A 23888-nucleotide genomic window follows, 5' to 3' on the forward strand; every position below is an offset into this window, starting at 1 on the left:
CCACTTCGGTATAGATGCAAAGCCGTTTTTCTCTGGTGCACTTCATATCACAACGTTCATTCTTATACTTATCATTGCATATCAATATTTCCTCAAGATACGGACTGACTATGATTACCGATCTCTTTTTTTATCTGACTGCCATACCGGCGGTATTAATTTACGGTGTAGGAAAAGGTGGATTTGGAGGCGCACTGGGAGTGATTGCGGTTCCTGTTATGTCCCTGACTATGCCGCCTTTTCAGGCTGCCTCTATACTGCTTCCGATTTTATGTGTCATGGATCTGTTTGCAGTGCGCTACCACTATAAACATACGGATTACCATGAAATCAGGCAAATGCTACCGTCGGCTATACTAGGCATTCTGATTGCTTCGGCTTTGATGCAGTATGTTGCTGATCAGGTCGTTGAACTGCTTGTCGGCAGTATCTCCCTGCTCTTTTGCCTGCAATATTACACCAAAGGCAATCCCCAAAAGAGCACGCCGATTCTCGGCTATTTCTGGAGCCTGCTATCCGGGATCTCCAGCACCATGATACATGCCGGTGGCGGCCCGATCAGTATGTATCTATTGCCCAAAAAACTGGACAAGTCCATTCTGGTTGCCACCATGGCGGTGTTCTTCGCGATTATGAATCTGATAAAACTGATCCCCTATTCTTATTTTGGTCAGTTTGACAGCCAGAATATGATGACATCTCTGCTCCTGATGCCGTTGGCTCCTGTTGGTGTCAGGATGGGGATCCATCTGCTGAAAATTACCTCTCAGGATCAGGTATACAAGATTTGCTATTTCCTTCTGCTTCTATCCGGAGGAAAATTATTTATTTCAGGAATTATTTGTACATAATAATTATGTTTTTTCAATCTATTTTTATTGATGACAGCGATCACGGATGATTACTGTTTTAGGTGCATATTTCTGAGCTTCTGTTTAAAGTATGAACAGAGCAATGATAAATATAAAGAGCATAAACATGTACCTAAAATACCTGCGTTATTTTATAACGGTTGCAGAGTACCGGAATTTTTCCCGGGCGGCAGAAAAATTGAATACAGTTCAACCTTCTATCAGCAGACAAATAAAAAAACTGGAAGAAATAATAGGCACTCCGCTTTTTATCCGTTCCCCACATGAGCTGGAACTCACACAATCCGGAGAAGTGTTTTTAGAACATGCTAAACTTATACTCCGCCAGTTCGAGCAGGCTAAATCTCAGGCACTGGAAGCCGCTATGGTTGCCGGCAATAAAATTAATGTCGGCCTATTCTCTGGTACAGAGCAGCCTTTTTTTGACAAAGTACTTATCCCTGCCAAAAAAAAATATCCGGATTTATCCGTCAATTTAATGTCTAAAAATGAAGTTGAATTAGTTGAAAATGTCAAAGATGGTACGTTAGATGTCGGTTTTCTTATCGGTCCGGTACTGGATCCTAACCTGAATTATCACCCTGTCTGTAAACAAAAAGTTGCAGTTGCTATCGCTGAAACCGATCCTCTGGCTTCAAAAGAAAAGGTTAACCTGCAAGACCTGACCAATATGCCACTTTATCTGCCAAAAGATGAAGATTCTCCGTTTTATAAATCTGCATTGAGGCATCTACTCTCTCATTTTGCTCCGGAACATTTAAATTCAAGCATATTTTGTGACAGCGCAATGTCCGCAATGCAGTCTATCTGTATGAATGAAGGAGGCTGCTGTTTTGTTTTTGATTTTCAGGCTTATTTTGCACCTAATAATGTGGTAATTAAAGAGCTTGATACTGAGAATGGATTATTTAATGTTGATCATGAGCTGGTACTTATTACTTCACAACAGAGTCCTTCCTCTTCAGCACTTAAATTAATTCATGAATTAAATTAAATTAAATTAAATTAAATTAAATTAAATTACTTTTTAAAATAGATTTGTTAAAAAAGCTGTCTAATGACAGCTTTTTTCAATTGTTATTTTTATAGATCTAGATGGATTTATATCTCAAGCTTTCACCTTTACCTTCTAAAGAAAGATCGGCATACGGGTTATAATTTGTATTTTCAACCACTTTATATAACTTATAAATATCAGCCAGAAAAACTTCCCAATTACTAATCTCTTCACCACAGTGCGCAGCCCACACTTCACCTTCTTCTTTCGATTCCGTTTTTTTAATACCAATCGCAACTGATTTACCTTCAACTCCGGCATCCGTTTTTTGCCACTGGTGTATACGGTATCCCATTACCTGTGGATTATTCAGTGCCTCTTCGCCGAAACCGATGGCTGCAACCACAACACAATGCTCATAAGTAATGTATTCTTTAACCCAGACCGGAACCTCTTCCAGCGCCTCAAAACGGATATACAAATTCTGGCGTGTGCCGTCATTCCATGTCTGTGGGGCGATGTGAATAGAACCGATAGGATTGCCGTGCACCGGAGCTTTTGCCCATTCCAACGGCTCATGCTGACTCGGGTGCCAGAGCAGAAAACATTTCTCCATATTGCTCCAGAACCAATCCACCATGCGTGGAGTCAGGTTTTCCAGCGCCCAGTCCAGTACAGTTGCTTTGCCATCATACGTAACGGTATAGTCCATTTTTTCACTCCTACATCTGTTCTTTTTCTGATAAATATTGTTTTATACACCACCGGTCATGCCTGACCGGCGGTTTTTCCGGCTACGCCGCTGTCGGATCCAGACTTTCCAGTGTTGAACCTACCTCAGGATGGTAGCGATAATCCTCAACCGGCAAAGATTCAAGCTCCAGAGACATCTCACCTTCTTTATCCTGAACAACAACCCACTTACGGAACTCGGCATCATTTCTGTCCGGATAGTCCTCACGGATAAACCAGCCCCGGCTCTCTTTACGGGCCAGAGCCGAGCGGAAGAACATTTCTGAACAAAGCACCATGCTGGTCACTTCATTCGCACTTGACATATAGTGCGCATCATCCACAATCATATCCGGCAATTTGGCTTTCAGATCCAGCACAATATCCAAAGCCTTCTGCATCCGTTCTTCATGTTTCCATGCTGAAAAATCGATTGCACTCATCACATTCTGCAGAGGTTTCAGAATTGCTTCGACAGGGATACCCGCCGTACGTTTCATCGGTGCAGTAAAGCGTTCTTCCAGCTTCTGTGCCTGTTCGAGGCTGACTTCACCCTGCACCGTTTCTGCTGCAAAATTAGCCGCAGACTCACCGGCACGCAGCCCCATAAACCATGACCACATGATTCCGGTTCCGCGGTTACGCCCCGGAGGCGTCGGTACTGCACCTGTTGCACCATTACCACAAGCACAAATATCACCAGCGGCATATAAACCTTCGATACTGGTTGCCATCTGACGGTCAACATAGATAGGTCCACATTCACCGATAAATCCGGGAACGATCTCTTTCATGACGTTGTCATCTTTATACGACTGCAATTTTTTCTCGTATAAACCATGCCAGAACTTATGCGCTACCGGCCGATACCATTCCGGATCCGCTTCACCCACTTCAGGAGCCAGATTACGGCCAACCGGAGAGAAGACAAAACCGTTTTCTTTGGTGTTTTGATAGATAGGACCATTACCTTTCTGCACTTCCCAGTGCATCAGCAGAGCGTGATTTCCCCCCAGGTCAACCCCGCCGAGAGCCCCTAAGTTAGGATTATTTTTCAAAAACGGACGGGCGAACTCAGACAGACTCTCCCCTTTTGCATTATACAGCGCGTCTTCCGCACCGTAGGCTACGTGTCCGTGATCCATACTAGTCATACTGATAAAAGAACCAAACTCCGCATTACGCATTTTTGCACCGGCACGATACGCGGCTGCGATACCATCACCACGGCCGCTCGCCCACATCCGCATGATCCGCCAGTTCTGGTTGCCATTTGCCAGAATCACAGATTTTGCCTTGATAATAATGGTCTTACCGGTCAGCAAGTCAAAACCAATCGCACCGACAACACGGTTACCTTCTGTCAGCAGGTCAACAATAGAGACCTTCTCCAGAAACTTCACCCCCGCTCTTTTGGCTTTTTTAGTCAGCACCGTCATAAAGTCCAAATCCACCGTCATGACTTTCCATGGGATCAGTTTATGTCCGCTGAAAGGGTTCTCTTTGCCGTAGAATTTAACGCCATAAGACTCTACCCGGTCAATCACATCACGGGTTGACTCTGCATAATCACGCAACAGTGTCTGTTCACTCAGGTAATCCCCCAGATTGTGTACCTGATATTCCACAAAAGTTTCTTCCCCGCCTTCCGGTATAAATGCACAGTGACCACCACCTTTGTTAGCCTTACCGCCAAATCCGGCAAAAGATTTATCTGCAGCCAATACATTCAGATCAGGCTGTGCATCTTTGGCAGCCATTGCTGCCGTCAGACCGGCTGAGCCAGAGCCTACAATTAAAAGGTCCGTTTCATGTACCTTGCCGATTTTATTCAGACTTGTCATATTATTTGCTCTCCCCTAGCGCAGGTTCCACTTTGGTTAAAAACTGAGACTGATACACATCCGGCCAGCCTTTATTGAAATCAGGATTCACTGTCAGAGCATTCTCCTTACAGCTCACTTCGCAAAAACCGCATTCAACGCAGTCTTCTGGATAAGCAATCAGTGGACGATCATTCTCTTCATCCCAGCGAATTACATCGATCCAGCACGCCTTAAAGCAGGCTTTACACCCTTCACAACGTTCTTCATCTATCTTTATTACATTCATATAAGTAACCTCACATTGCCCGTCAGGCGGACAAATTTCTTCATTATTGGAAAGTAGAAAGTTTGTTTTCTGTTTCGCTCACCCGTGCACGTGCCGCAAAGCTCAGAATGAGTCCCAGAGCAATACTCAGGTAAGCAGCGCAGATCACCCGCAGGTGCGGATCCAGAGAAAAAGTAAAGGTATGGGCTGGCACCCAGAACACGATCAGACTGATGAAGACAATCTTTGCCCAGCGCACTGTCGATTCCATACCAAACAGATGCCACGGCCAGACAAAACCGTCTTCAATGGTTTTATCTATCCAGTAGTGTACAAACATCATGGCAAACGGATAACCGCTGATAATATTCATCCAGACACTTAATGACAGCGGACGGGCAGTCCCTCCCCACAGTCCGGCTCCGATCACCCCATTCACACCATTATCAATCAGTACAAATGCCCAACTGATCCAGATCCCGAAGCAGCCCCAGACAAAAGCCCTCAGCGGAAGATGGGCAATTTTCCAGCTCCCTCCGGATATTCTGGATTTCAGACACTCACCATAGCTGGCCAGTAAGGCAAATTTGCAGAATCCGGCAATATTGCTATGCGCTGCTGAGAACGCCCCGACCTGTTCAGAAAAGATCAGCAGCAATAATGAGATACCTGCCAGATAGCCAGCACCGATAACATCACCGATTTTTAATTGCATTATTATTGTCTCCGTACCGATATCAGAGCTGATTTGCACAGCGGATAAAACTGGACTCTCCCAGCGCTTTGACGGCTTCTTTGCCTTGCAGTACCCGGATAGCGCCTTCCGACAACGCCACCAATTCTTCTTCCCCCGGATACACATGCACAGGCGCTATCCATTCGATGTAGGAGCGGATGGTTTTTATCAACAGTTCTGAATGTGCCATTCCTCCGGTAAGCAAAATGGCATTGACCGTACCTTGCAGAGCAGCAGCCATTGCACCAATCTCTTTTGCTATCTGATAGGCCATTGCATGAAAAATCTGCTCCGCTTTCTTATCGCCTTCATTCATACGGCTGATCACTTCTCGCAGATCTTTGGTCTTCAGATAGGAATAGATCCCTCCCTGCCCCATCAGCATCTGACGCACTTCTCCTTCGGAATATTGTCCGCTGAAACACAGTTTCATCAGTGACAGTGCCGGTACAGCTCCAGCCCGTTCGGGAGAAAAAGGACCTTCCTGAGAAGCATCAGTAACATCGACCATTTGTCCTTCGTGGTGGGCTGAAATACAGATCCCTCCCCCCAGATGGGCCACAATCAACGTTTCCTGCTCGTAGATTTTTCCATGTTCCAGTGCATAACGTTTAGCAACAGCTTTGGAATTCAGAGCATGACAGAAAGGCCCTCTCTCAATACCGTTAAAACCAGATATTCTTGCCAAAGGTGAGCGTTCATTTACACTGACCGGATCCACGACATAGGCTTCCACTCCTACGGATTTCGCCAGAGCATCCGCAATAATGGCGCCCAAATTTGAAGCGTGTTCACCTTTCTCTGCTTTTCTGAGTTCTTCCAGCATGACGCGGTTAACCCGGTAAGTTCCGCTGGACATCGGCGGCAACAGGCCGCCTCGTCCGACAAACGCATCAATGCTGTCGGTTTCTATCCCTTCCTCCTCCAGTTTTTGCAGTATAAGAGCAGTACGAAAACTTCTTTGCTCCAAAATCGGAAGAGAGTGAAACGGCTCCAGTTCCTGCTCGGAATGATTCAGAGTCCATTCACGACTGAGTGCGCCGTTTTCGTACAAACCAAACTTGGTAGATGTAGAACCAGGGTTAATTGCCAAAATACGCGGGTCAGTTACGGACATTGAGAACCCCCAGAGCAATGGAGTTGACTTTGTCTTCCGCACTTTCGACCCGTGACGGAATAAGGATCGGCACTTTTGCTCCGACCACCACATGAGCACAGGCCGACTGAGCGATAAATTTCACTGATTTACCCAGCACATTACCGGCTTCAACACTTGGCAACACCAGACAATCAGCCCGGCCAGCCACCGGATTACTGATTCCCTTAGCCTTAGCAGCAGAAATCAGAAGTGCATTATCCAGCGCAAGAGGACCAAAAACCTGTGCAGCACCAAACTCACCGGCCTGCGACATGGCAGACAGGGCCTGCGCATCCAGGGTGGACGGCACACCTTCGGAAACAGCCTCCGTTGCACTCAGTACCGCCAACAGTGGCTCACGCAGTCCAATGCTATGCATCACTTCAATCGCATTCTCTACAATACTTTTTTTCTGCTCCAGTGTCGGAGCCACATTAAGGCCTCCATCAGTAATGCCAACCAGACGTTTATGCTGAGAAAGTTGATCTTCATACAGCAGAACATCACTGAGAAGACGACCGGTACGTAGCCCCAGTTCTTTATTCAGAACAGATTTAAGCAACTGATCCGTACGCAAATGCCCCTTGAGCAAAATATCTGCCGCACCGTCTGCGGCGAGTCTGGCCGCAGTATCCTGAGGAAGTTCACTGTCAATCAGTGTCGCTCGATCCAGCAGCTCAAAATGACCATGCTTTTCAGCAATACAGATAATATTTTTCTTATCACCCACCAGAGTGATATCCGCCATGCCCAGGTCCAGCGCACCGGCAGCCGCTTCCAGAGCAACCGGATCATCGGCCTGAACCACACATACCCGTTTCGGGCCAGCCAGAACTGCGCAGTCACGCAGTTCCGCAAAAGATTGAATAGGAGTCGTAAACACAATTACCTCTTAAATACTCACAAATCGTTGCAATACCGCTCAACTTAAGCCTGAGCGGATGCCATACCCGCTTTAAATGCTTTCAGGTTGATATCTACAAATGCTTTCTTCACGGTTGTGGTTACCACACTTTCCCAGTCGATATCTTTCAGACCCAGCTTTGCCACCAGCGCACCAAACAGAACCACATTCATCACCCGCAGGTTACCCAGTTCAGCCGCTATCGATGCTGCATCAACCACATTGGTACTGACTTTGTTCTGCAGCAGCTCAAGGGCGTTGTCCGGATATTCCGCTTTACCGGCAAGAATAGGAGAAGAATCAATCTGGTAGTCGTTAACCACAACCTGACCATCAGGCTTTACCTGTTCCAGCCAGCGCAATGCTTCCATTTTTTCGAACGAAACCAGATAGTCAGCTTCACCGGCACCGATAAGCGGCGAATACACTTTTTTACCAAAACGCACCTGAGTACTGACACTTCCTCCCCGCTGAGCCATGCCGTGAATTTCAGACATCTTCACATCATATCCGGCTTCAATCAGTCCTTTAGCCAGCAGGGTACTGACCAGAATGGTTCCCTGCCCGCCGACACCAACCAGCATAATATTTGTCACTTTGCTCATTTTCGACTCTCCAATGTTTTAATCGCACTTTCCGGGCAGACCTGTGCACAAACTTCACAGGCCACACAACTGGCCGGGTTGATTTCCACAATGTCGAGATCCCGATTCAGAGCCATTGCCGGACAACCGATTTTCAGACACACACCACAGCCGTCACAGACATCTTCATCCACTTCGCACACCTTGCCGTTACGGGTGTAAGTATTCACTTCATCATCAGACAGCTGTTTAAGAAGACATGGCCAGCGGGTGATAATGACTGATGGCTCATCCAGATCGAATGCCCATTTCAGTGCCTTACTGGTTTCTTTAAGATCATTAGGGTTAACCGTTCTGATATGTTTCGCTCCCAGAGAACGGCACACCTCTTCAATAGACAGCTCAGAGGAAACATCTCCCTGCAGACTCATTCCTGATGCCGGATTTTGTTGTTGTCCGGTCATACCGGTAATACGGTTATCCAGAATGCAGGTAATCGCGTTAGAATTGTTGTACAGAATATTGGTCAGACCATTCATGCCGCTGTGGAAAAACGTTGAATCACCGATAGTAGAAACCAGACGGGTTGATTCACCGAATTTTTCCATCACTTTCTGTGCACCATGCGCAATACCCGGAGCGGCCCCCATACAGATACAGGTATCTTTAGCATCCAGAGGATCCGAGCCACCCAGCCCGTAACAGCCGATGTCTCCTGAGATAATGGCTTTTTTTCGTTTCGCTATTTTTCCGAGTTCAACAAAGAATCCGCGGTGCGGACATCCGGCACAAAGTACGGGAGGACGGGGAACAACAAAATCAGAAATGTTTGTAACATCAATAAGTTCCGCTTCAGATTCCAGAAATGCACGGCGAATGATATCCGGATTCAGTTCAAACATATTCGGCAATTTTTCTTTACCGATACAGGCAATGCCCATTTGTCTGATCTGATCTTCCAGATAGGGTTCCAGTTCTTCGATGATATACAGCGTCTTTACTTCTGCCGCAAATTCACGGATCTTATTTTTCGGCAGCGGAAAGGTCATTCCCAATTTCAGGTAAGAAGCATTTTGTCCAAAAACTTCAAGTGCATACTGATAACCGACACCTGACGTGATGATCCCGATCTCCTTGCTGTTCCACTGAATAAAGTTAAAACGGCTGCCTTCTGAATATTCGGCAAGCTTCTCCAGACGCTTATCCAGATTGATACGTAACTTACGGGAATTGGCCGGAATCAAATCAAATTTTGGTAATTTTTTGTATTCTCTTAACGCTTCTTCCTGACGTGTTCCTGTATCAACCAGTGTTTTTGAATGGCAGACACGGGTTGTCATCCGGATCATAACCGGTGTATCGAACTGTTCGCTGATTTCATACGCTTCCTTCGCCATATCCAGAGATTCCTGGCTATCGGCAGGTTCCAACATAGGGAGCTTGGCAAAAGGGGCATAATAACGGTTATCCTGCTCATTCTGCGACGAATGCAGGCTAGGATCATCGGCCGATACCAGAACCATACCGCCGTTGACTCCGCTATACACAAAACTGAACAGCGGATCCGCAGCCACATTCAGCCCGACCATTTTCATGGCAGAAAATGATCGGGCACCGACAATAGAAGCTCCGATGGCTGATTCCAGGGCTACTTTTTCATTCGGAGCCCACTCTGCGACGATATCACCTTTGTAGGTAGCGATATTTTCAACGATCTCTGTACTGGGAGTCCCCGGATAAGCCGAGGTAAAAGAAACCCCTGCCTCCCATACACCACGGGCAATAGCTTCATTTCCCGTTAATAACTTTGCCATACCTATTTCCTTATTTTTATCCTGCTACAATTTAAAATGATGTAGGTATTAATAATTCGACATTGCTGTTTATAGCTTCCGATAAATATTATTTATTACGTAATAAACACGGAATGGTATTAAAAAGTTTTAGATTTCTGTGATGTATTCCACATTAACAAAAACAATCAAATATCTTATATAATCAACAAAAGTATCACTGCCAAAAAGATTAATATTGATATTTATTATTTGGAAATACTTTATTCAGAGATCGCTATACCTGAAAGGTATAGGTAAGCACTTATTTGTTTTATTGATGGAAAGGCAGTTTTTATTAATAGAAAGCAAATAAAAATAAAGCGATCTATATTACGTTTTACATCTATTTTGTGATCTGGCAAGACCAGAAATATATTCAAGGTATAGGGGTATACATAAAAAGTATTTCTTTAAAATAAGAACTGGCTTTTACTCTGAACACAGAAAATAAAGAGAATGTCAGAGAGACGCCATAATAATGATAATAGTTATTATTTGCAATATAATTGTTATGCCCTCATTTTGATTCATATCAATTTATGTAAACCGTTTATTCCCTCTGTAAACCGTTCTCTCCTTATTTATTTCAATAACACAACATATCCATAAAACCAACGTGAATAAAAGGAAAGAATATGAAAAGTAAAATAGTCGCAACAGCTGTTTCTACCGCCATCCTGTTAGCCACATCAACAGTAGAAGCAGCAGAGAATGGTAATACCGCCTATATGCCCGGATCCTCCCTGTATACTGGTGCTGCCATTCCAAGAATTCCGGGCGTGTTTGGCGAACTTATTGGTAACTATACCCGCTACCGAAGAAACAACGACCCGGACGGTCACGATTCCGGTCAGGTGCTAGAGGTAGATGCCTATAGTCTGACATTCCGTGGACTGTGGGTAACAGAAACCGAAATTTTTGGTGCTAAGTTGCTGCACGCAACGATTCTTCCGGTCGTATATTCTGAGGGCACGGTCCCCGGAGATGATCCTGACGGTGTTGATGGCGACAGTTTTTCTCAGGGCGATATCACTATATCTCCGTTTATTCTGGACTGGGATTTAGGTAACAACTACTCGCTTTCAGCCGGATTAGATATCTCAATTCCAGTCGGTGCCTATGATGAAGATGATGCTATTAATATCGGCCGTAATTATTGGTCTTTCCAGCCAGTAATGGGATTTTCTTATAAAAATCCACAAGGCTTCGAGGGGCATATATTATCCCGGTTAATGTTTAATACAGAAAACACCGACACCGACTATACCACAGGTAATGAATTCAATGCCGATATATCACTAGGATATAACTTTGATAATTATCGTCTTGGTATTCATGGCTATGTCTATAAACAACTAACAGATGATAAATGGGCCGATGGAACAAACATATATCTACCTGATGGATTTAAAAGTGAAGCAATAGGCTTCGGACCAACAATAACTTACAAAATGGGTCCGGGTGAGATTCTTTTCGCCTGGGTACATGATCTTGAGGCAAAAAATCATGGTCAGGGCGATCAATTCTACGGGAAAATTAATTTCAAATTCTGATTTTTATTATTCAACTTATTCTTAATATCAATATTTCAGATTCTATAATGTCTATTTATTATTATAGAATCTGAACTCTGAGCAGGAGTTAAATAAATGGCTCATCTTAACGAAAAAAAAGGAAAGCTGGCTCTTATATCCGGACATGTTGCCGGCCTGATATTTCTGGTCTGTCTTCCGTTGTGGATTAACGCCCTGACTGCCGGATATCATTATTCCCCCGCAAAAGCCGGAGCCTTACCAACGTTATTTCTTATCGGAGCGGTAATAGCGTCCCTGACCATATCCAGCCGCTTCCATAAAGTCGGAGGCCGAATACTCGCTCCGGTTAGTTTCTGGTTTGCCGCACTCACTTTTTATGGGTTTACCTCCATAGAAATTTACCCGGTACAGTTGATCCTGCATTTTGTCGGTGGCCTTGCAGCCGGAACCGGTGTCTCTGTTGTACACGGAATGATGGGACGCACATCCAATGCGCACGGAATTTTTGCTGCTGCCGGGCTGGGGCTGGGAATATTTTCCATCCTGATGCTGGCCGGAGTGCCTCAACTGACCAGTCATCTCGGTCCTGTCTGGTTCTTTTACGCATTCAGCGGAGTGATGGGGTTTGCCGCGTTGATCATGACGTTTTTTATGCCAGAAAAACCCATAGAAAAACAGGCCCAAACCAGCATAAAAGATATCCCTTCAGCAGTCTGGTATGCCATCTTAGGGCTGATGGGAATGGGATTTATCCAGAACATGGTATTCAGCTTTCTGGTTGAGGTCGGCCATGCCCGGGGATTTGCAGCATCCCGCATAGAGGTTGTGCTGATCGTCCTGGGGTTTGTCAATTTATTTCCTCCTATTCTGGCAGCAGTTCTCCAGCATAAGTTACCACCAATGAAGGTAGCACAGACTGGCTCCGTTCTGATGGGGCTTATCGGAGCCGTTATTTTTATCGCTGATGATTTCTGGGTCTACGCGATACCAACTACGTTTTTCGTTGCCGTCATGATCTTCTGTCATACCTTTATTTTCGGTTTTATGGCACAGCAGGATCCCAGTGGACGTTCAGTCTCTGCCACGCCGGCCATTCTGATGTCCGGCTCCGCATTATCCCCAATATTTGCCGGTATTCTGGTTCAGTTCATCGGCTACAGTGCCATCTCTGTGGCCTCGATACTGATCGTTCTGTTTTCCGTCAGTATGTTTTCCGCTGCTGAAAAACGGGCTCGTACCGCTCCGTCCGAGCAACCGGTTATGGCTGAAACATCCCCCCGCCAGTTTTAACAATAATGAGAAAAGAGGTTCTCTATGCAACCCTACATGCCCGCATGGCAACCAATGAGAAGTGTAATCATGGTCAGCGTCAGAGATGACAGTGACCTTCCTGCCGCATACCGCTGGCTGTATAAACACCACGTTTCTGACAGCATCTCGCAGTTTGCTCCTTATGTAACCAAATATGCCACTTACCGAGCTCTACCGCTCTCTTCCAGTGCGATCCATTTCGGCACCTATAATTTTATTATGACGGAACATTATTGGCTGGTGGATCCCTTCTGCCAGTCAGACAGCCCAAAAGGCGTCGCATTTAACGAATTTTTTTCCGATGAATATATGCAGATAACACGTCAGCCAACGGGTCTGGGCCTGCGTCCGACTGAATGGATGGGCTCACAGGATGGCTACCATCCGACCGTATTTCTGTTTCTGCCTATGTTCTGGGAACATGAGTTTAAAGGTCCCCGTTCCATCGAAGACGGTCCCAATTACCGCTGGCAGTTTGCAATAACCTACCCACAGGGAATCAGCCCCGATGAAGGGGATAAATGGTTCCTGTCTGAACTGATGCCAGCCTTCTGTGAACTGCCACAGGTGACCCGGGCGCTCTCCAGCCGGGTACTGGATAATCCGCGTAAGTCACCTTTTCACCGACTCACGGAAATCTGGTTTGAAAATAGTAAGGAATGGGAAGCGGCGATCAGGACGGTTGCCGGGCAGATACGCAAACCAGAGTGGGCAACCTACGATAGGTTTCCCTATTTTGAACCTTACCGGGACATTGCCGGCCTGTTCCTTCTGGATCGCCCGGAATCAGACCATCTGCAACAGTTCCGCGGATATAACACCACTCGTTAAACTTCAATAGTAAGAATCGCCGGACTGGAATACTACCGGGTAAAAAAAGAGGTGAAACAACATGACGATGTTTCACCTCTTTTTTGTATACTATTTTTTATTCAATATTGCCTTTTCCTGCGTAATAGCGGGCAAACAGGTAAAACACCACACCAAAAGCAATAACACCAAGCATCCATATTGTTGTCTGATCCATCATTTGGCTCCTGTTGATAAGGTAATAAGTTTAGATACGATAGTGGCAAGGATAACAATAGTGAAAATAATACCAACACCACTTAAAAACAGTTCACTGGCCAGATTCATGCGATACCTCCTTCTAATGTTCGATTTACACCACTACGACTGAATACAGCTGGCTTGCTCTCTTTTGCCATACCCAGCAGCAGGAAAGTCATAATGAGTGAAACAATGGCAACAATATGAGCATTTTCCAGCACACTCATTACCGGTACTATGTTGATGATTGCATTTTTAACCACTGGCACAGACCAGGCGATATTGACGATCCAGGCAGACACCACAATACCAGCCGCTGCAGATGCGTTTCTTTTCCAGAATAGTCCGGAAACAATAATAAAGAACAAGGGAACTAACCAGGCAAACAACCAGGTAATCGCCAGAATAACATTTGGCTGATTAAAAAAGGTCAGCAAGGCCGCTATCACACCAATAATAATGATCATCCGCTGTATCAGTCTTTTCTCGCCCACAGGAGTAAGGCCTCCTCTGACGTTAGCTCCGACAATATCCTTAGCAAAAATAGTCGCCGGTGCCAGTGCCGACATAGCAAATGTAGAAAGCAGTGCTCCGAGGAATCCGGCCTGCAACAATACCACCAGCCAGGTTGGCAGCAGTTTGACAACCAGCGTTGCTCCCGCCAGTTTCGGACCCAGAGCCGCAAATTCAGGTATGGTTGCTGCAGCCAGTCCGCACAGCACCGGAAACACGCCAAACAAACCGTTAATAGGTGCTGCAATCCAGAGTGAACGGCGAATGGTATTTTCATCCTTAGCCGACATGGCCGCCGCCATACCCTGCTGATTCACCGACTGCGCAAATACCACGGAAAATATCGCAGCAAGAGCAAAACTGGTCAGCAATTTTGGTGTTCCGAATGCACTTAGCTTAAAAGCCTGATCATGTTCCACATAAAACTGCTTCACCCCGTCCCAGCCTTCAGGTAACACAAAAGAGAGGTAAATACCGGCAATAATAATAGAACCGTACATCACGACAGCGTTAATCAGATTAACCCACATGGTTTGCTTAATGCCTCCCATGGTCACATAAGCTGTACCGATAATCGCTCCGACAACAGCAGACCAGCCAAGTGACCAGCCACTCATGGCTGAAATACCGATACCCAGGGTCTGAGTCTCCAGAGTAACCAGACCGAAGACCACCATGGCTCCCACAGAAGCAGTAATGGTTCTCAATTGCTTACCATACATGGTGCCAATCAGTTCAGGAATGGTCGAACAGCCCATACGACGAACCCAGCGCCCGGTTCCCAGACAGATCACACACATCAGAATGGTATGCGCAAAGCAGAACCACAACGCAACGGCTCCGACCACAAACGACATTTCCATCAGGCCATAGACATGCGCCGACCCCAGATAAGTAATCGCCAGCGTAATAGAGAAGAGTGCAAGGTTAGCATCCCGCCCCCCCATTGCCATGTCCATGACTGAACCGGACTTTTTCTCCTGATATCTTAAATACAAGCCTATTCCGCCTATAACGATAACGTTATAGAGAATGACCATAAATAATACCGAGTTCATAACGAAACCTCTTATTTTCACATGATTATTGGATTAACTAACAATGATATTGCCTGATAAAACCAACTAAAAAACAGAGGTATATCACTATTCATTTTTCGCATCGTTCCATAAATAGAAAGCCCTGTTTCATTGATAAAAAGTTTAAATAAATCAGGAAATTAAAAAACAAAAGGCCATCAGAACATTCTAATGGCCTTTTATTTAAAATCTTATTTTCCACTTATCCAAGTTCTCTGAAATTATTTACTTTATCTCTGTGATTCGCCAGAAAAAAATCTTTAAATGATTTAATACAATGGGTCATAAAACGCTGTGGAAGATAATAAATATTCAGAAACCAGTCATCCGTTTCATATTCATCCAATAGTGTAATTAACTGCCCTTCCTGAATATATTTATAAACTACAAATTCAGGTAAGTAGGTAATCCCGGTAGCGTGCAATGCAGCAGATAGCATCATTTTGGCATCTGAAACTTCTATTGATTTCACTATCCGGATCGGAATTTGTTCGCCATTTTTCTTATACACCCATTGATTTTGATTCTGCAAAGCCTTCGAATACAAGCAACGATGGTTTACTAAATCCTGCGGAACCAAAGGTTCTCCATTTTTCCTTATATAATCGGGAGAGGCGACAGTTACAAACTTCTGGCTCATCAGATTCCGTCGAACCAACAAAAGATCCGAATCTTTATTTGCTGCACTGCCTGCTACTGCAGAAATAATAAAATCATGGTCTTTATAATAATCCATTCCTCGTGGTGTCAGTGTCAATTGCACATTCACCAGTGGGTTATCTTCTACAAATTCGCTAATGATCGGTAATACCACATTTTCCGCATACATAGGCGTACAGCAAACCTTAATATTACCTCGTGTTTCTGTGGTAAACCCGGTCAGTTCATTAATCATCAGATGAATTTCATCTGAGATTTCAGAAAATTTACTGTAGAGAAAAGATCCGGCTTCTGTCAGGCGCTCATTAGGGTTGTTTCTCTGATATAAAGAAATACCCAGCTCATCTTCCAAATCACTCAGCCAGCGAGAACCGGTACTGGTGGAGATCGCCATAGTTTCTGCTGCTTTCGTTATTGAACCTGCATTAATCAGCTCAATAAAAAACAACATTCTGACCAGTTGTTGAGGATCAATAATAGAGCTTCCATTTAATCCGCAACTTTTTTTAAATTCTTCGTCTAACATTGTTGTGTCTCTTATCCGAAATTTTCAGCAAACTTCCTATTCTAAGCAAAACATGAATACCGGCTGTTTTTTTATTCATACATATGAGACTTAATAATCAAAAAAGGGAGCGGGTATTGTCATAGCGCTCCCTTTTATCTATTGCTTATTGATCTTTTTAACAATTTCTGTGCAGCCTTAGCCACACATAACCGGTACTATGAATAAGTCTTCCAGCCAGGGAAGTTGGCTTTATTCAGATTCAGGATCTGACGGGCTTCATCCGGTGTGGCGATCTCCAGATCATTGCATTCCAGCATGCGCTTAGTACGCTCGACAAACTCAACATTGGATTTCGCCAATTGCCCGCGACGGTAGTAAACGTTGTCTTCCATACCAACACGGATATGTCCACCAAGTGCAATACAGGCATTAATAATCGGTAGGTGACCACGACCGATGCCCAAACCACCCCAGGTAAAGTTATCCCCCCAGTAACGGCGAACTTCATCCAGCATCTGCAGCAGAATATGCACATCCGCCGGTGCTCCCCCCGGAGCCCCCAGCACAAACTGGAAGTGAGGACGTACAAACGGGTTATGCGCTTCCGCCTCACCAGCTTCACGTGCTTTGGCGTTGGCTTTTTCAATTGATTTCTTATAAAAAAGTACGTTATGGATCATACCGATATCAAAGATTTCAATTTCCGGAGTGACATTCACCAGCGGCATTTCTTTCGCTAATTTACCCAAAAAAACCGGATTGTTTTCAAAGATACAGGTATTTGCCCAGTTCATGGTGCCCGCATCAAAAGTAGCAATTTCCGGACGCAGTTCTTTAAAAGGCAGCATACGGATTTCATCTTCCAGACCCAGACCACCGGATGTGGTCAGGTTGATAACGATGTCACACTTCGCTTCACGAATATAGCTCACCGTTTCACGAAAGGCATTGATATTCATGGATGCGTTCTGCTGCTCATCTCGCACATGAATATGTGCAATGGAAGCCCCTGCTGCATGGCAGGCAATAATTTCATCCGCCTGCTCACGAGGTGTTACTGGTACATCAGGGAACATTTCTTTCTTCGGCCATGCACCTGTACATGCAACCGTCAGAATACGTTTATTTTCTAGAGACATAGAATTACCTCTTACTGGTTTATGACGCCAAAAATAATCAAAATCCTAAATTTGGCGTGAAGTTATCCGCAACTGTCTTCCTGTGGAAGCAGCCTGAAATATATCCATCGATTAAATAATGCGGGTTGTAATAGCGCCGGTTAACCGCGCTCAATAATAACGGCGACAGCCTGACCACCACCGATACATAATGTAGCCAGACCATAACGCTGTTCACGTTTATTCAGCTCATGTACCAGAGTAACCAGAATACGGGCACCGGAAGCACCGATCGGATGACCCAAAGCAATTGCACCACCATTTACATTGGTAATATCCGGGTCAAGATCCAGCCCTTTACAGACAGACAGAGCCTGAGAAGCAAAAGCTTCATTTGCCTCCACCAGATCCATATCTGCGACACTCAATCCCGCTGCTTTTAGCGCTTTCTGAGATGCAGGTACCGGGGCATAACCCATAATATCAGGATCAACACCCGCAGCAGCCTGAGACACAACGGTTGCCAAAGGTTTCAGGCCAAGCTGTTCTGCCTTTTCACGGCTCATCAGTACCAGAGCCGCCGCACCATCGTTCAGACCGGAAGCATTGGCCGCCGTTACCGTCCCGCTGCCATCGCGAATAAAGGCTGGTTTAGGGCGGGAAACACTTTCCATCGTGGCACCGAATTTAGGAAACTCATCCGTATCAACCACAATATCGCCTTTACGACCGGAAATAATATAAGGCACGATTTCATCTTTAAAACGGCCAGAGGTAACTGCCGCTTCTGCCCGGTTTTGTGACTGCACCGCAAACGCATCCTGCTCTTCACGGCTGATAGCATATTTTTTCGCCAGATTTTCAGCAGTGATCCCCATATGGAATCCACCGAAAGCATCGGTCAGGCCATCATTCAGCATGGTATCCGTCAATTGTGAATGTCCCATCTTCACCCCATTACGGTGAGAACCGAGTACATGCCCGGCATTGGACATAGATTCCATACCACCGGCAACCACGATATCAGCTTCCCCCAGACGGATCTGATTTACAGCATCTGTGACCGCTTTTAAGCCTGAGCCACATACCATCGACACCACATTTGCCGTTTTTTCATTCGGGAGCCCGGCATATTTGGCAACCTGACGGGCAGGGTTCTGTCCCAGACCACCGGAAAGCACATTCCCCAATACAACGTGGTCAACCTGCTCCGGAGTAATCCCTGCGGCTTCAATCGCAGCTTTTACGGCAGCAACCCCTAAATCAATCGCAGAAACATCAGCAAACGCACCGAGATAAGCCCCGATGGCCGTACGTTTCGCACTGACAATCACTACATCTTTCATTTTCTTAACCTCAGAATATTAAAAAAAATGATTTCACCACCCTAAATCAAAGTAGGTAGGTAGGAGAACTTAAATGTCAGGTGATGAAATCAAACTTACGAGAGGAATTACCTGTTAGTGGTCACCGTATGGATACACGCGATCCGGCACATTATTCACTTGATCTTCATCGATCACAGCCATCAGACGAGCCATAGAACCATCCCCACAGTACAGATTCAGAGGGACACCGATGATGGTACAGCGTTTACCGGCAATCTTGGCGACATTACCACCAACGTTTTCCCAGCCAACTTTACCGTTACCCAGCAGCAGCTTGTGGCAAGGTTCCCAGACACCGTTACACAGGCCTTTTTCTTCCACCAAACCATAAAGCTCCTGATACGCTTCTTCACCATGGATTTCTTTGTACAGTTCACGGTCAAAATGGGCGTACTCTTCAATGCCAAATTTCGCAATATATTCTTCTTTCAATGGCAAACCTGAGTAACCTTCCAGATTCATCGACAACTTTCCGGCACAGCGCTCTGCGATAGAAGTATGCAGAGGATGGTCAAGCGCCTGCTGATCCACACCCAGAGCCTTAATGTCATGCTGCATACACCATTTACCAACAGAAGCACCGACTCCGGTCGCATAGTGGTAATACTGTTTGGAATCGTCCCACTTCCCGGCCATGCCGGTATAGATAATAACGATCATATCTTTTAGCTCTTCATGAGTAACACCCGTTTTAGCCAGTGCTTCATCCATATGTTCCGCTTTGATCAGCGTCCACTGTTCAAGATGAGAAAGATCCAGACAGACCGCATCACCACAGTAAGCACTCAGATCCATTTCATGGGTATAACGGGCTCTGCGGCCATCGAATTCAGTTTCGATAACATGACGAGGCGAATCGGCATGCGTACCGCAGTGCATTGGCATTTTAAAGAACTGTGTCAGAACACCTGACTTAGCCAGGCCATGAGCCCGGGTAATTTCCGGCTGAGGGAAATAAGGCCATTGCGGTGACTGGGAACCAACCGGATGTGAAAGATCGACAATGACTTTACCTGCAAAAAAGTTATGATTTTTAGTCATAATGACTACTCCTGAATTTTACTGTATTAACGGCTGAGCCCTGCAAAACTCACCTTCCGGTGCGACTCAGCCGGTCTGAAATCGGTTTGGTTCAGCTTGCCACTGAACGCCGGTACTTGGTCTGATCAATCAGATACTTAAACAAACCATCTTTAGAGCGGGCAATCTGTTCCGGAGTCCATGTCTGGAAACCTTCCCCGGTTTTAAATCCGGACTTTCCTTCTGCCACCAGTTGTTTAAGGGTTTCACTTGGCTCTGTCCCTGAGTACAGATGTTCAAACATATAGTCATGAATATTCAGACTCAGCTCAGTTGAAACCATATCGGCATTTTCAAACGGAGCCAGTTGTGGAATACGGAAACCAAACGAATTTTTAATGCATTCATCAATGGTTTTCGGATCCGCAATGCCCTGATCTGCCATGTAAAAGGCTTCCCGCCACAAGGCGTGTTGCAGTCGGTTTGCCAGGAATCCTGGTACATCTTTCTTACATTCAGCCGGAGCCTTACCACATTCACTCAGCAGCCCCATGGCAGCCTGAATCACATCGTCCCGGCTGTCTTCAGTGCGGATCACCTCAACTAGAGGGATCAGCACAGCAGGGTTCCAGAAGTGCATACCTATCACTCGATCTTTCTTCTCTACAGCCTGCGCAATCTCAGTGATAGATTTCACCGATGTGCCCGATGCAAAGATACAGTCGGGACGAGCATGAGCTTCCATCTCACGGAAAGTGGCATGCTTGATATCCATCACCTCAGGAACCGATTCAAAGATCAGATCCGCATCGGAATACGCTTCGATCACATCTGCCGTAATTGAGATACGATCCAGAATCTCATCCTTCTTAACGCTGTCCATTAAGCCTTCAGCGATAAACATATCCAGCTGAGACGCCATATCTTCTGCTGCTGTACAGTTAGCAACATTGCGGGTTTTAATGGTGACATTGCGGCCACCACCTGCAAATATCTGGGCAATCCCTACGCCCATCATTCCCGAACCACCGACAATCGTGATGTTTTTAATATCTGTTTGATCCATATTTTTCTTCCTGTGTCAGTGCTCTGATTAACCAGCGGTACAGCCGCCATCCACGTAGATAATCTGACCATTGATAAAGTCAGAAGCCGGGGAGGCCAGGAACATCACCAGACCAATCATATCTCTGGTTTCTGCTACTCGTCCCATCGGCAGACGGGCAAGAAATGGCGCAATACGTACCGGATCTTCACAGATTTCTTGTGTCAGTGGTGATTTGATCAAAGTCGGAGCAATGGCATTTACATTGATAGTAAAACCTTCTTTAACCCCTTTAAGAGACCACTCCGTAGACAGCTGTTTGGTCAGAGAGTCCACCGCTGCTTTGGACGCAGAATAGGCGGTGTAACCGTCAGGATGACCACAGAAACCACGAACACTGGAGGTATTGATGATCTTACCGTGCCCCTGCTTCATAAAATATTTGCCGAATACCTGACACGGCACCAGCGTACCAGTAACATTTACATTCAGAACCTGATTAAATTTATCCACCGGCATCTCTTCTGCCGGAGCCCGGAATGCCATACCTGCGTTATTCACCAGAATATCGATACGCCCGTACATATCATGAACCTGATCCACAATGGCCTGCTGTGCTTCTGTACTGGTTACATCACCGGTAATAGCGGTACATTCGCCCCCGATACCCGCAACCGATTTCACGGTTTCTTCCAGTGTTTCTTTACGGCGGGCAGTCACCACTACTTTGGCTCCGTGCAGGGCAAATGCCTGAGCATAAGCCGCACCAAGGGTTCCGTTGCCACCGGTGATTACCGCTACCTTATCTTTAAGATCAAAACAGTTGGTCGCGAAATCGTCGCTCCATGTCGCTGTCATAGTCATATTTAAATACCTCTAACTTATTGATTCTTTATGCTGAAACCGTAACCAGAACCACGGCATCTTTACCACCGCTGTTCCACATTTTTCTTTTTTCGTTCGGTAACATAGAAATGGATTCCAGACGGTTCACCACAAATACCTCTCCGGCTTCGTTCTCAACCGAAATCTGTCCGTCAACCACGAAATAGGTTTTTTCTGTCGCGGCACCAAAAGTACCTTCACCGTACTGCCAGTCCGCACCGCCATCGGCTGAAAAAGTGGACAGGCCCTGCCAGAATTTTGTCAGCCCGGAATCTTCTCCCTGAATTTTCAGGCAGGAAACACCAAAGTGGCACGGTGGCTGATATTCGTTGACATCCTCTAATCGGGTTACTTGCATTATTCTTCTCCAAATGTACTTAATGATTCCGATACGATAAGTTCAGTCCCTGTCTTCTTTAGCACCTCTTCAACCGTTGTGTTGTAGGCAATTTCTTTAAGAAGCAGTCCTGTGTCTGTAGGTTGGATAACTGCCAGCTCGGTAACGATAAGGTCAATACAGTTAGCTGCTGTAAGTGGCAGTGTGCAGTTATCCAGAATCTTAGGCTCACCATTTTTATTGCAGTGAGTCATCATAATGATCACCTTCTTGGCTCCGTTAACCAGATCCATGGCTCCACCCATCCCGGCCACCATTTTTCCAGGGATCATGTAATTAGCCAGATTACCGTGACGATCCACTTCCATCGCCCCGAGCACCGTTGCATCTACATGCCCGCCTCTGATTAGGCTGAAAGACAGCGTTGAGTCAAAATAGGCAGCTCCGAGTTTTGCTGTAACCGGCATCCCCCCGGCATTAGTCAGATCCCAGTCTTCTTCTCCTGCCGCAGGTGTTGAGTCAAGACCCACCATGCCGTTTTCAGACTGAAACACGACATGTTTTTCAGCCGGGACAAAATCAGCTACAGAAGTCGGCATCCCAATTCCCAGATTCACCAGATCACCAAGGTTCAGTTCCTGAGCAACACGCTTCGCAATTAAATCTTTCATCGACATACTGTTTACCTCACTATGTAATCAATCAGAACTGAAGGAAGGGTAAACAGACGAGGATCCGCTTCATCAGGCTCAGTCAACATATCCGGCTCAACAAAAACCATCTCTGCTGCTGTCGCCATTGCCGGATTAAAATTCGCTGTCGTTTTATTGAAGGAAGTATTACCAAACACATCGGTAATAGAGGATTTCACCAGAGCCACATCGGCTTTCAGAGGCTTCTCCAGAAGGAATTCTTCACCAGAAACCATGACTTTCTGTTTGTTCTTTTCCACCAGGGTGTTCAGCCCGGTTCTGGTCAGTACGCCCCCCAGTCCTGCACCTGCAGCACGGATCTGTTCAGCCAGCGTCCCCTGAGGGATAAGCTCCACTTCCATCTCTCCGGAATTCATTTTTTCTCCGGCAATACGATTCAGGCCAATATGAGAAGCAATCAGTCTGGAAACCTGACCATTTTCAATCAGCTTGCCGACACCTTTTTCAGGTAATCCTGCATCGTTACAGATGATAGTCAGGTTCTTCACTCCCGACTCTGCGATGGCATTCACCAGACCTTCTGGCGTACCAACTGTCATGAATCCACCGACCATGACTGTCATTCCGTCTTTAAGTTTGGATGCTGCCTGTTGAGGTGTTAAAATCTCTTTTCTAAGCATCGTTGAACGTCTCTTTCTGTATAAGTTGCGTTCAACTCTACTCTGAATAAGAAATAGCAAAATAGCACCGATGCAAGGGGGGCTTTCACCGGTGCAATTCAATGTATGATAATATTCACAAATCCTGTTTTTTTATGTACTGGTTCACAAAACACTCTCGATATTTTTCATCAACAGAACGGTATCGTTCCACTGATGAAAAATAAAAATAGTGTTA

The 23888-nt window shown here is 45.7% G+C and carries 23 protein-coding genes; 5 read left to right on the forward strand and 18 right to left on the reverse strand.

What is annotated here, in order from left to right:
• The first annotated feature begins 110 nt into the window (after positions 1 to 110).
• Together CSW98_RS07375 and CSW98_RS07380 are read left to right on the forward strand one after the other, a co-directional pair.
• The gene (locus tag CSW98_RS07375) at positions 111 to 851 is read left to right on the forward strand and encodes a sulfite exporter TauE/SafE family protein (RefSeq protein ID WP_100799824.1); all 741 of its coding nucleotides are present in this window, start codon (positions 111 to 113) and stop codon (positions 849 to 851) included.
• Between the two features lie 127 nt (positions 852 to 978).
• Positions 979 to 1866, forward strand: a complete 888-nt coding sequence (locus tag CSW98_RS07380) for a LysR family transcriptional regulator (RefSeq protein ID WP_198517304.1) — start codon at positions 979 to 981, stop codon at positions 1864 to 1866.
• A 97-nt stretch (positions 1867 to 1963) separates the two neighbouring features.
• Here the strand turns inward: CSW98_RS07380 and CSW98_RS07385 are convergent, their stop codons facing one another.
• The 8 genes from CSW98_RS07385 to iorA all read right to left on the reverse strand — a co-directional run bounded on the left by CSW98_RS07385 (position 1964) and on the right by iorA (position 9868).
• A complete protein-coding gene (locus CSW98_RS07385; RefSeq protein ID WP_100799826.1) occupies positions 1964 to 2581 on the reverse strand; it encodes a hypothetical protein in 618 nt (205 codons plus the stop codon).
• An 82-nt stretch (positions 2582 to 2663) separates the two neighbouring features.
• Positions 2664 to 4445, reverse strand: a complete 1782-nt coding sequence (locus CSW98_RS07390) for an FAD-dependent oxidoreductase (RefSeq protein WP_100799827.1) — start codon at positions 4443 to 4445, stop codon at positions 2664 to 2666.
• A gap of 1 nt (position 4446) precedes the next feature.
• Complete coding sequence (locus tag CSW98_RS07395) at positions 4447 to 4713, reverse strand: 4Fe-4S dicluster domain-containing protein (RefSeq protein WP_100799828.1); 267 nt, start codon at positions 4711 to 4713, stop codon at positions 4447 to 4449.
• A gap of 43 nt (positions 4714 to 4756) precedes the next feature.
• The gene (locus tag CSW98_RS07400) at positions 4757 to 5407 is read right to left on the reverse strand and encodes a hypothetical protein (RefSeq protein WP_100799829.1); all 651 of its coding nucleotides are present in this window, start codon (positions 5405 to 5407) and stop codon (positions 4757 to 4759) included.
• Between the two features lie 22 nt (positions 5408 to 5429).
• Positions 5430 to 6545, reverse strand: a complete 1116-nt coding sequence (gene buk / locus CSW98_RS07405) for a butyrate kinase (protein WP_100799830.1) — start codon at positions 6543 to 6545, stop codon at positions 5430 to 5432.
• Complete coding sequence (locus tag CSW98_RS07410) at positions 6532 to 7449, reverse strand: phosphate acyltransferase (RefSeq protein ID WP_198517305.1); 918 nt, start codon at positions 7447 to 7449, stop codon at positions 6532 to 6534. Before CSW98_RS07410 ends, buk begins: the two co-directional genes overlap by 14 nt.
• Positions 7450 to 7493: 44 nt before the next feature.
• Entirely contained in the window at positions 7494 to 8075 is a 582-nt protein-coding gene (locus CSW98_RS07415; RefSeq protein WP_100799831.1) for an indolepyruvate oxidoreductase subunit beta, read from the reverse strand.
• A complete protein-coding gene (iorA, locus tag CSW98_RS07420; RefSeq protein WP_100799832.1) occupies positions 8072 to 9868 on the reverse strand; it encodes an indolepyruvate ferredoxin oxidoreductase subunit alpha in 1797 nt (598 codons plus the stop codon). Before iorA ends, CSW98_RS07415 begins: the two co-directional genes overlap by 4 nt.
• A gap of 656 nt (positions 9869 to 10524) precedes the next feature.
• Here iorA and CSW98_RS07425 point away from each other — a divergent pair.
• The 3 genes from CSW98_RS07425 to CSW98_RS07435 all read left to right on the forward strand — a co-directional run bounded on the left by CSW98_RS07425 (position 10525) and on the right by CSW98_RS07435 (position 13566).
• Complete coding sequence (locus CSW98_RS07425; protein ID WP_100799833.1) at positions 10525 to 11442, forward strand: SphA family protein; 918 nt, start codon at positions 10525 to 10527, stop codon at positions 11440 to 11442.
• 96 nt (positions 11443 to 11538) lie between these two features.
• Entirely contained in the window at positions 11539 to 12714 is a 1176-nt protein-coding gene (locus tag CSW98_RS07430; RefSeq protein WP_100799834.1) for an MFS transporter, read from the forward strand.
• A 24-nt stretch (positions 12715 to 12738) separates the two neighbouring features.
• Positions 12739 to 13566: an acetyl-CoA hydrolase gene (locus CSW98_RS07435; RefSeq protein ID WP_157810360.1), complete on the forward strand. Its 828-nt coding sequence runs from the start codon at positions 12739 to 12741 to the stop codon at positions 13564 to 13566.
• A gap of 302 nt (positions 13567 to 13868) precedes the next feature.
• Here CSW98_RS07435 and CSW98_RS07440 read toward each other — a convergent pair whose 3' ends face one another.
• The 10 genes from CSW98_RS07440 to CSW98_RS07485 form a co-directional block, all read right to left on the reverse strand.
• Positions 13869 to 15356 carry a sodium:solute symporter family protein gene (locus CSW98_RS07440; RefSeq protein ID WP_100799836.1) on the reverse strand — a complete coding sequence of 496 codons (1488 nt, stop codon included), beginning with the start codon at positions 15354 to 15356 and terminating at the stop codon, positions 13869 to 13871.
• 223 nt (positions 15357 to 15579) lie between these two features.
• Positions 15580 to 16563, reverse strand: coding sequence for a LysR family transcriptional regulator (locus CSW98_RS07445; protein WP_100799837.1), 984 nt, complete (start codon positions 16561 to 16563; stop codon positions 15580 to 15582).
• A gap of 197 nt (positions 16564 to 16760) precedes the next feature.
• On the reverse strand, positions 16761 to 17684 hold the full coding sequence (locus tag CSW98_RS07450; protein WP_100799838.1) for a beta-keto acid cleavage family enzyme: 924 nt from the start codon (positions 17682 to 17684) through the stop codon (positions 16761 to 16763).
• 140 nt (positions 17685 to 17824) lie between these two features.
• Entirely contained in the window at positions 17825 to 19009 is a 1185-nt protein-coding gene (locus tag CSW98_RS07455; RefSeq protein ID WP_100799839.1) for an acetyl-CoA C-acetyltransferase, read from the reverse strand.
• A 114-nt stretch (positions 19010 to 19123) separates the two neighbouring features.
• Positions 19124 to 20092: a cyclase family protein gene (locus tag CSW98_RS07460; protein ID WP_100799840.1), complete on the reverse strand. Its 969-nt coding sequence runs from the start codon at positions 20090 to 20092 to the stop codon at positions 19124 to 19126.
• 91 nt (positions 20093 to 20183) lie between these two features.
• Positions 20184 to 21137 carry a 3-hydroxyacyl-CoA dehydrogenase family protein gene (locus CSW98_RS07465; RefSeq protein ID WP_100799841.1) on the reverse strand — a complete coding sequence of 318 codons (954 nt, stop codon included), beginning with the start codon at positions 21135 to 21137 and terminating at the stop codon, positions 20184 to 20186.
• 27 nt (positions 21138 to 21164) lie between these two features.
• A complete protein-coding gene (locus CSW98_RS07470; RefSeq protein ID WP_100799842.1) occupies positions 21165 to 21980 on the reverse strand; it encodes an SDR family NAD(P)-dependent oxidoreductase in 816 nt (271 codons plus the stop codon).
• A gap of 28 nt (positions 21981 to 22008) precedes the next feature.
• A complete protein-coding gene (locus CSW98_RS07475) occupies positions 22009 to 22359 on the reverse strand; it encodes a cupin domain-containing protein (protein WP_100799843.1) in 351 nt (116 codons plus the stop codon).
• Positions 22359 to 23015 carry a 3-oxoacid CoA-transferase subunit B gene (locus tag CSW98_RS07480; protein WP_100799844.1) on the reverse strand — a complete coding sequence of 219 codons (657 nt, stop codon included), beginning with the start codon at positions 23013 to 23015 and terminating at the stop codon, positions 22359 to 22361. The genes CSW98_RS07475 and CSW98_RS07480 overlap by 1 nt, the downstream gene beginning before the upstream one ends.
• 5 nt (positions 23016 to 23020) lie before the next feature.
• Positions 23021 to 23671 carry a CoA transferase subunit A gene (locus CSW98_RS07485; RefSeq protein ID WP_100799845.1) on the reverse strand — a complete coding sequence of 217 codons (651 nt, stop codon included), beginning with the start codon at positions 23669 to 23671 and terminating at the stop codon, positions 23021 to 23023.
• Positions 23672 to 23888: the final 217 nt, after the last annotated feature.

The sequence above is a fragment of the Vibrio sp. HA2012 genome (assembly GCF_002812955.1).
Classification (GTDB): domain Bacteria; phylum Pseudomonadota; class Gammaproteobacteria; order Enterobacterales; family Vibrionaceae; genus Vibrio.

Coding starts and splice junctions, on each gene's coding strand:
- buk (WP_100799830.1), bottom strand. CDS start 6,545: ATGTCCGTAACTGACCCGCGTATTTTGGCAATTAACCCTGGTTCTACA.
- CSW98_RS07430 (WP_100799834.1), top strand. CDS start 11,539: ATGGCTCATCTTAACGAAAAAAAAGGAAAGCTGGCTCTTATATCCGGA.
- CSW98_RS07480 (WP_100799844.1), bottom strand. CDS start 23,015: ATGTCGATGAAAGATTTAATTGCGAAGCGTGTTGCTCAGGAACTGAAC.
- CSW98_RS07380 (WP_198517304.1), top strand. CDS start 979: ATGTACCTAAAATACCTGCGTTATTTTATAACGGTTGCAGAGTACCGG.
- CSW98_RS07465 (WP_100799841.1), bottom strand. CDS start 21,137: ATGGATCAAACAGATATTAAAAACATCACGATTGTCGGTGGTTCGGGA.
- CSW98_RS07400 (WP_100799829.1), bottom strand. CDS start 5,407: ATGCAATTAAAAATCGGTGATGTTATCGGTGCTGGCTATCTGGCAGGT.
- CSW98_RS07475 (WP_100799843.1), bottom strand. CDS start 22,359: ATGCAAGTAACCCGATTAGAGGATGTCAACGAATATCAGCCACCGTGC.
- CSW98_RS07445 (WP_100799837.1), bottom strand. CDS start 16,563: ATGTTAGACGAAGAATTTAAAAAAAGTTGCGGATTAAATGGAAGCTCT.
- CSW98_RS07460 (WP_100799840.1), bottom strand. CDS start 20,092: ATGACTAAAAATCATAACTTTTTTGCAGGTAAAGTCATTGTCGATCTT.
- CSW98_RS07385 (WP_100799826.1), bottom strand. CDS start 2,581: ATGGACTATACCGTTACGTATGATGGCAAAGCAACTGTACTGGACTGG.
- CSW98_RS07415 (WP_100799831.1), bottom strand. CDS start 8,075: ATGAGCAAAGTGACAAATATTATGCTGGTTGGTGTCGGCGGGCAGGGA.
- CSW98_RS07455 (WP_100799839.1), bottom strand. CDS start 19,009: ATGAAAGATGTAGTGATTGTCAGTGCGAAACGTACGGCCATCGGGGCT.
- CSW98_RS07435 (WP_157810360.1), top strand. CDS start 12,739: ATGCAACCCTACATGCCCGCATGGCAACCAATGAGAAGTGTAATCATG.
- CSW98_RS07470 (WP_100799842.1), bottom strand. CDS start 21,980: ATGACTATGACAGCGACATGGAGCGACGATTTCGCGACCAACTGTTTT.
- CSW98_RS07395 (WP_100799828.1), bottom strand. CDS start 4,713: ATGAATGTAATAAAGATAGATGAAGAACGTTGTGAAGGGTGTAAAGCC.
- CSW98_RS07450 (WP_100799838.1), bottom strand. CDS start 17,684: ATGTCTCTAGAAAATAAACGTATTCTGACGGTTGCATGTACAGGTGCA.
- CSW98_RS07425 (WP_100799833.1), top strand. CDS start 10,525: ATGAAAAGTAAAATAGTCGCAACAGCTGTTTCTACCGCCATCCTGTTA.
- CSW98_RS07390 (WP_100799827.1), bottom strand. CDS start 4,445: ATGACAAGTCTGAATAAAATCGGCAAGGTACATGAAACGGACCTTTTA.
- iorA (WP_100799832.1), bottom strand. CDS start 9,868: ATGGCAAAGTTATTAACGGGAAATGAAGCTATTGCCCGTGGTGTATGG.
- CSW98_RS07440 (WP_100799836.1), bottom strand. CDS start 15,356: ATGAACTCGGTATTATTTATGGTCATTCTCTATAACGTTATCGTTATA.
- CSW98_RS07485 (WP_100799845.1), bottom strand. CDS start 23,671: ATGCTTAGAAAAGAGATTTTAACACCTCAACAGGCAGCATCCAAACTT.
- CSW98_RS07375 (WP_100799824.1), top strand. CDS start 111: ATGATTACCGATCTCTTTTTTTATCTGACTGCCATACCGGCGGTATTA.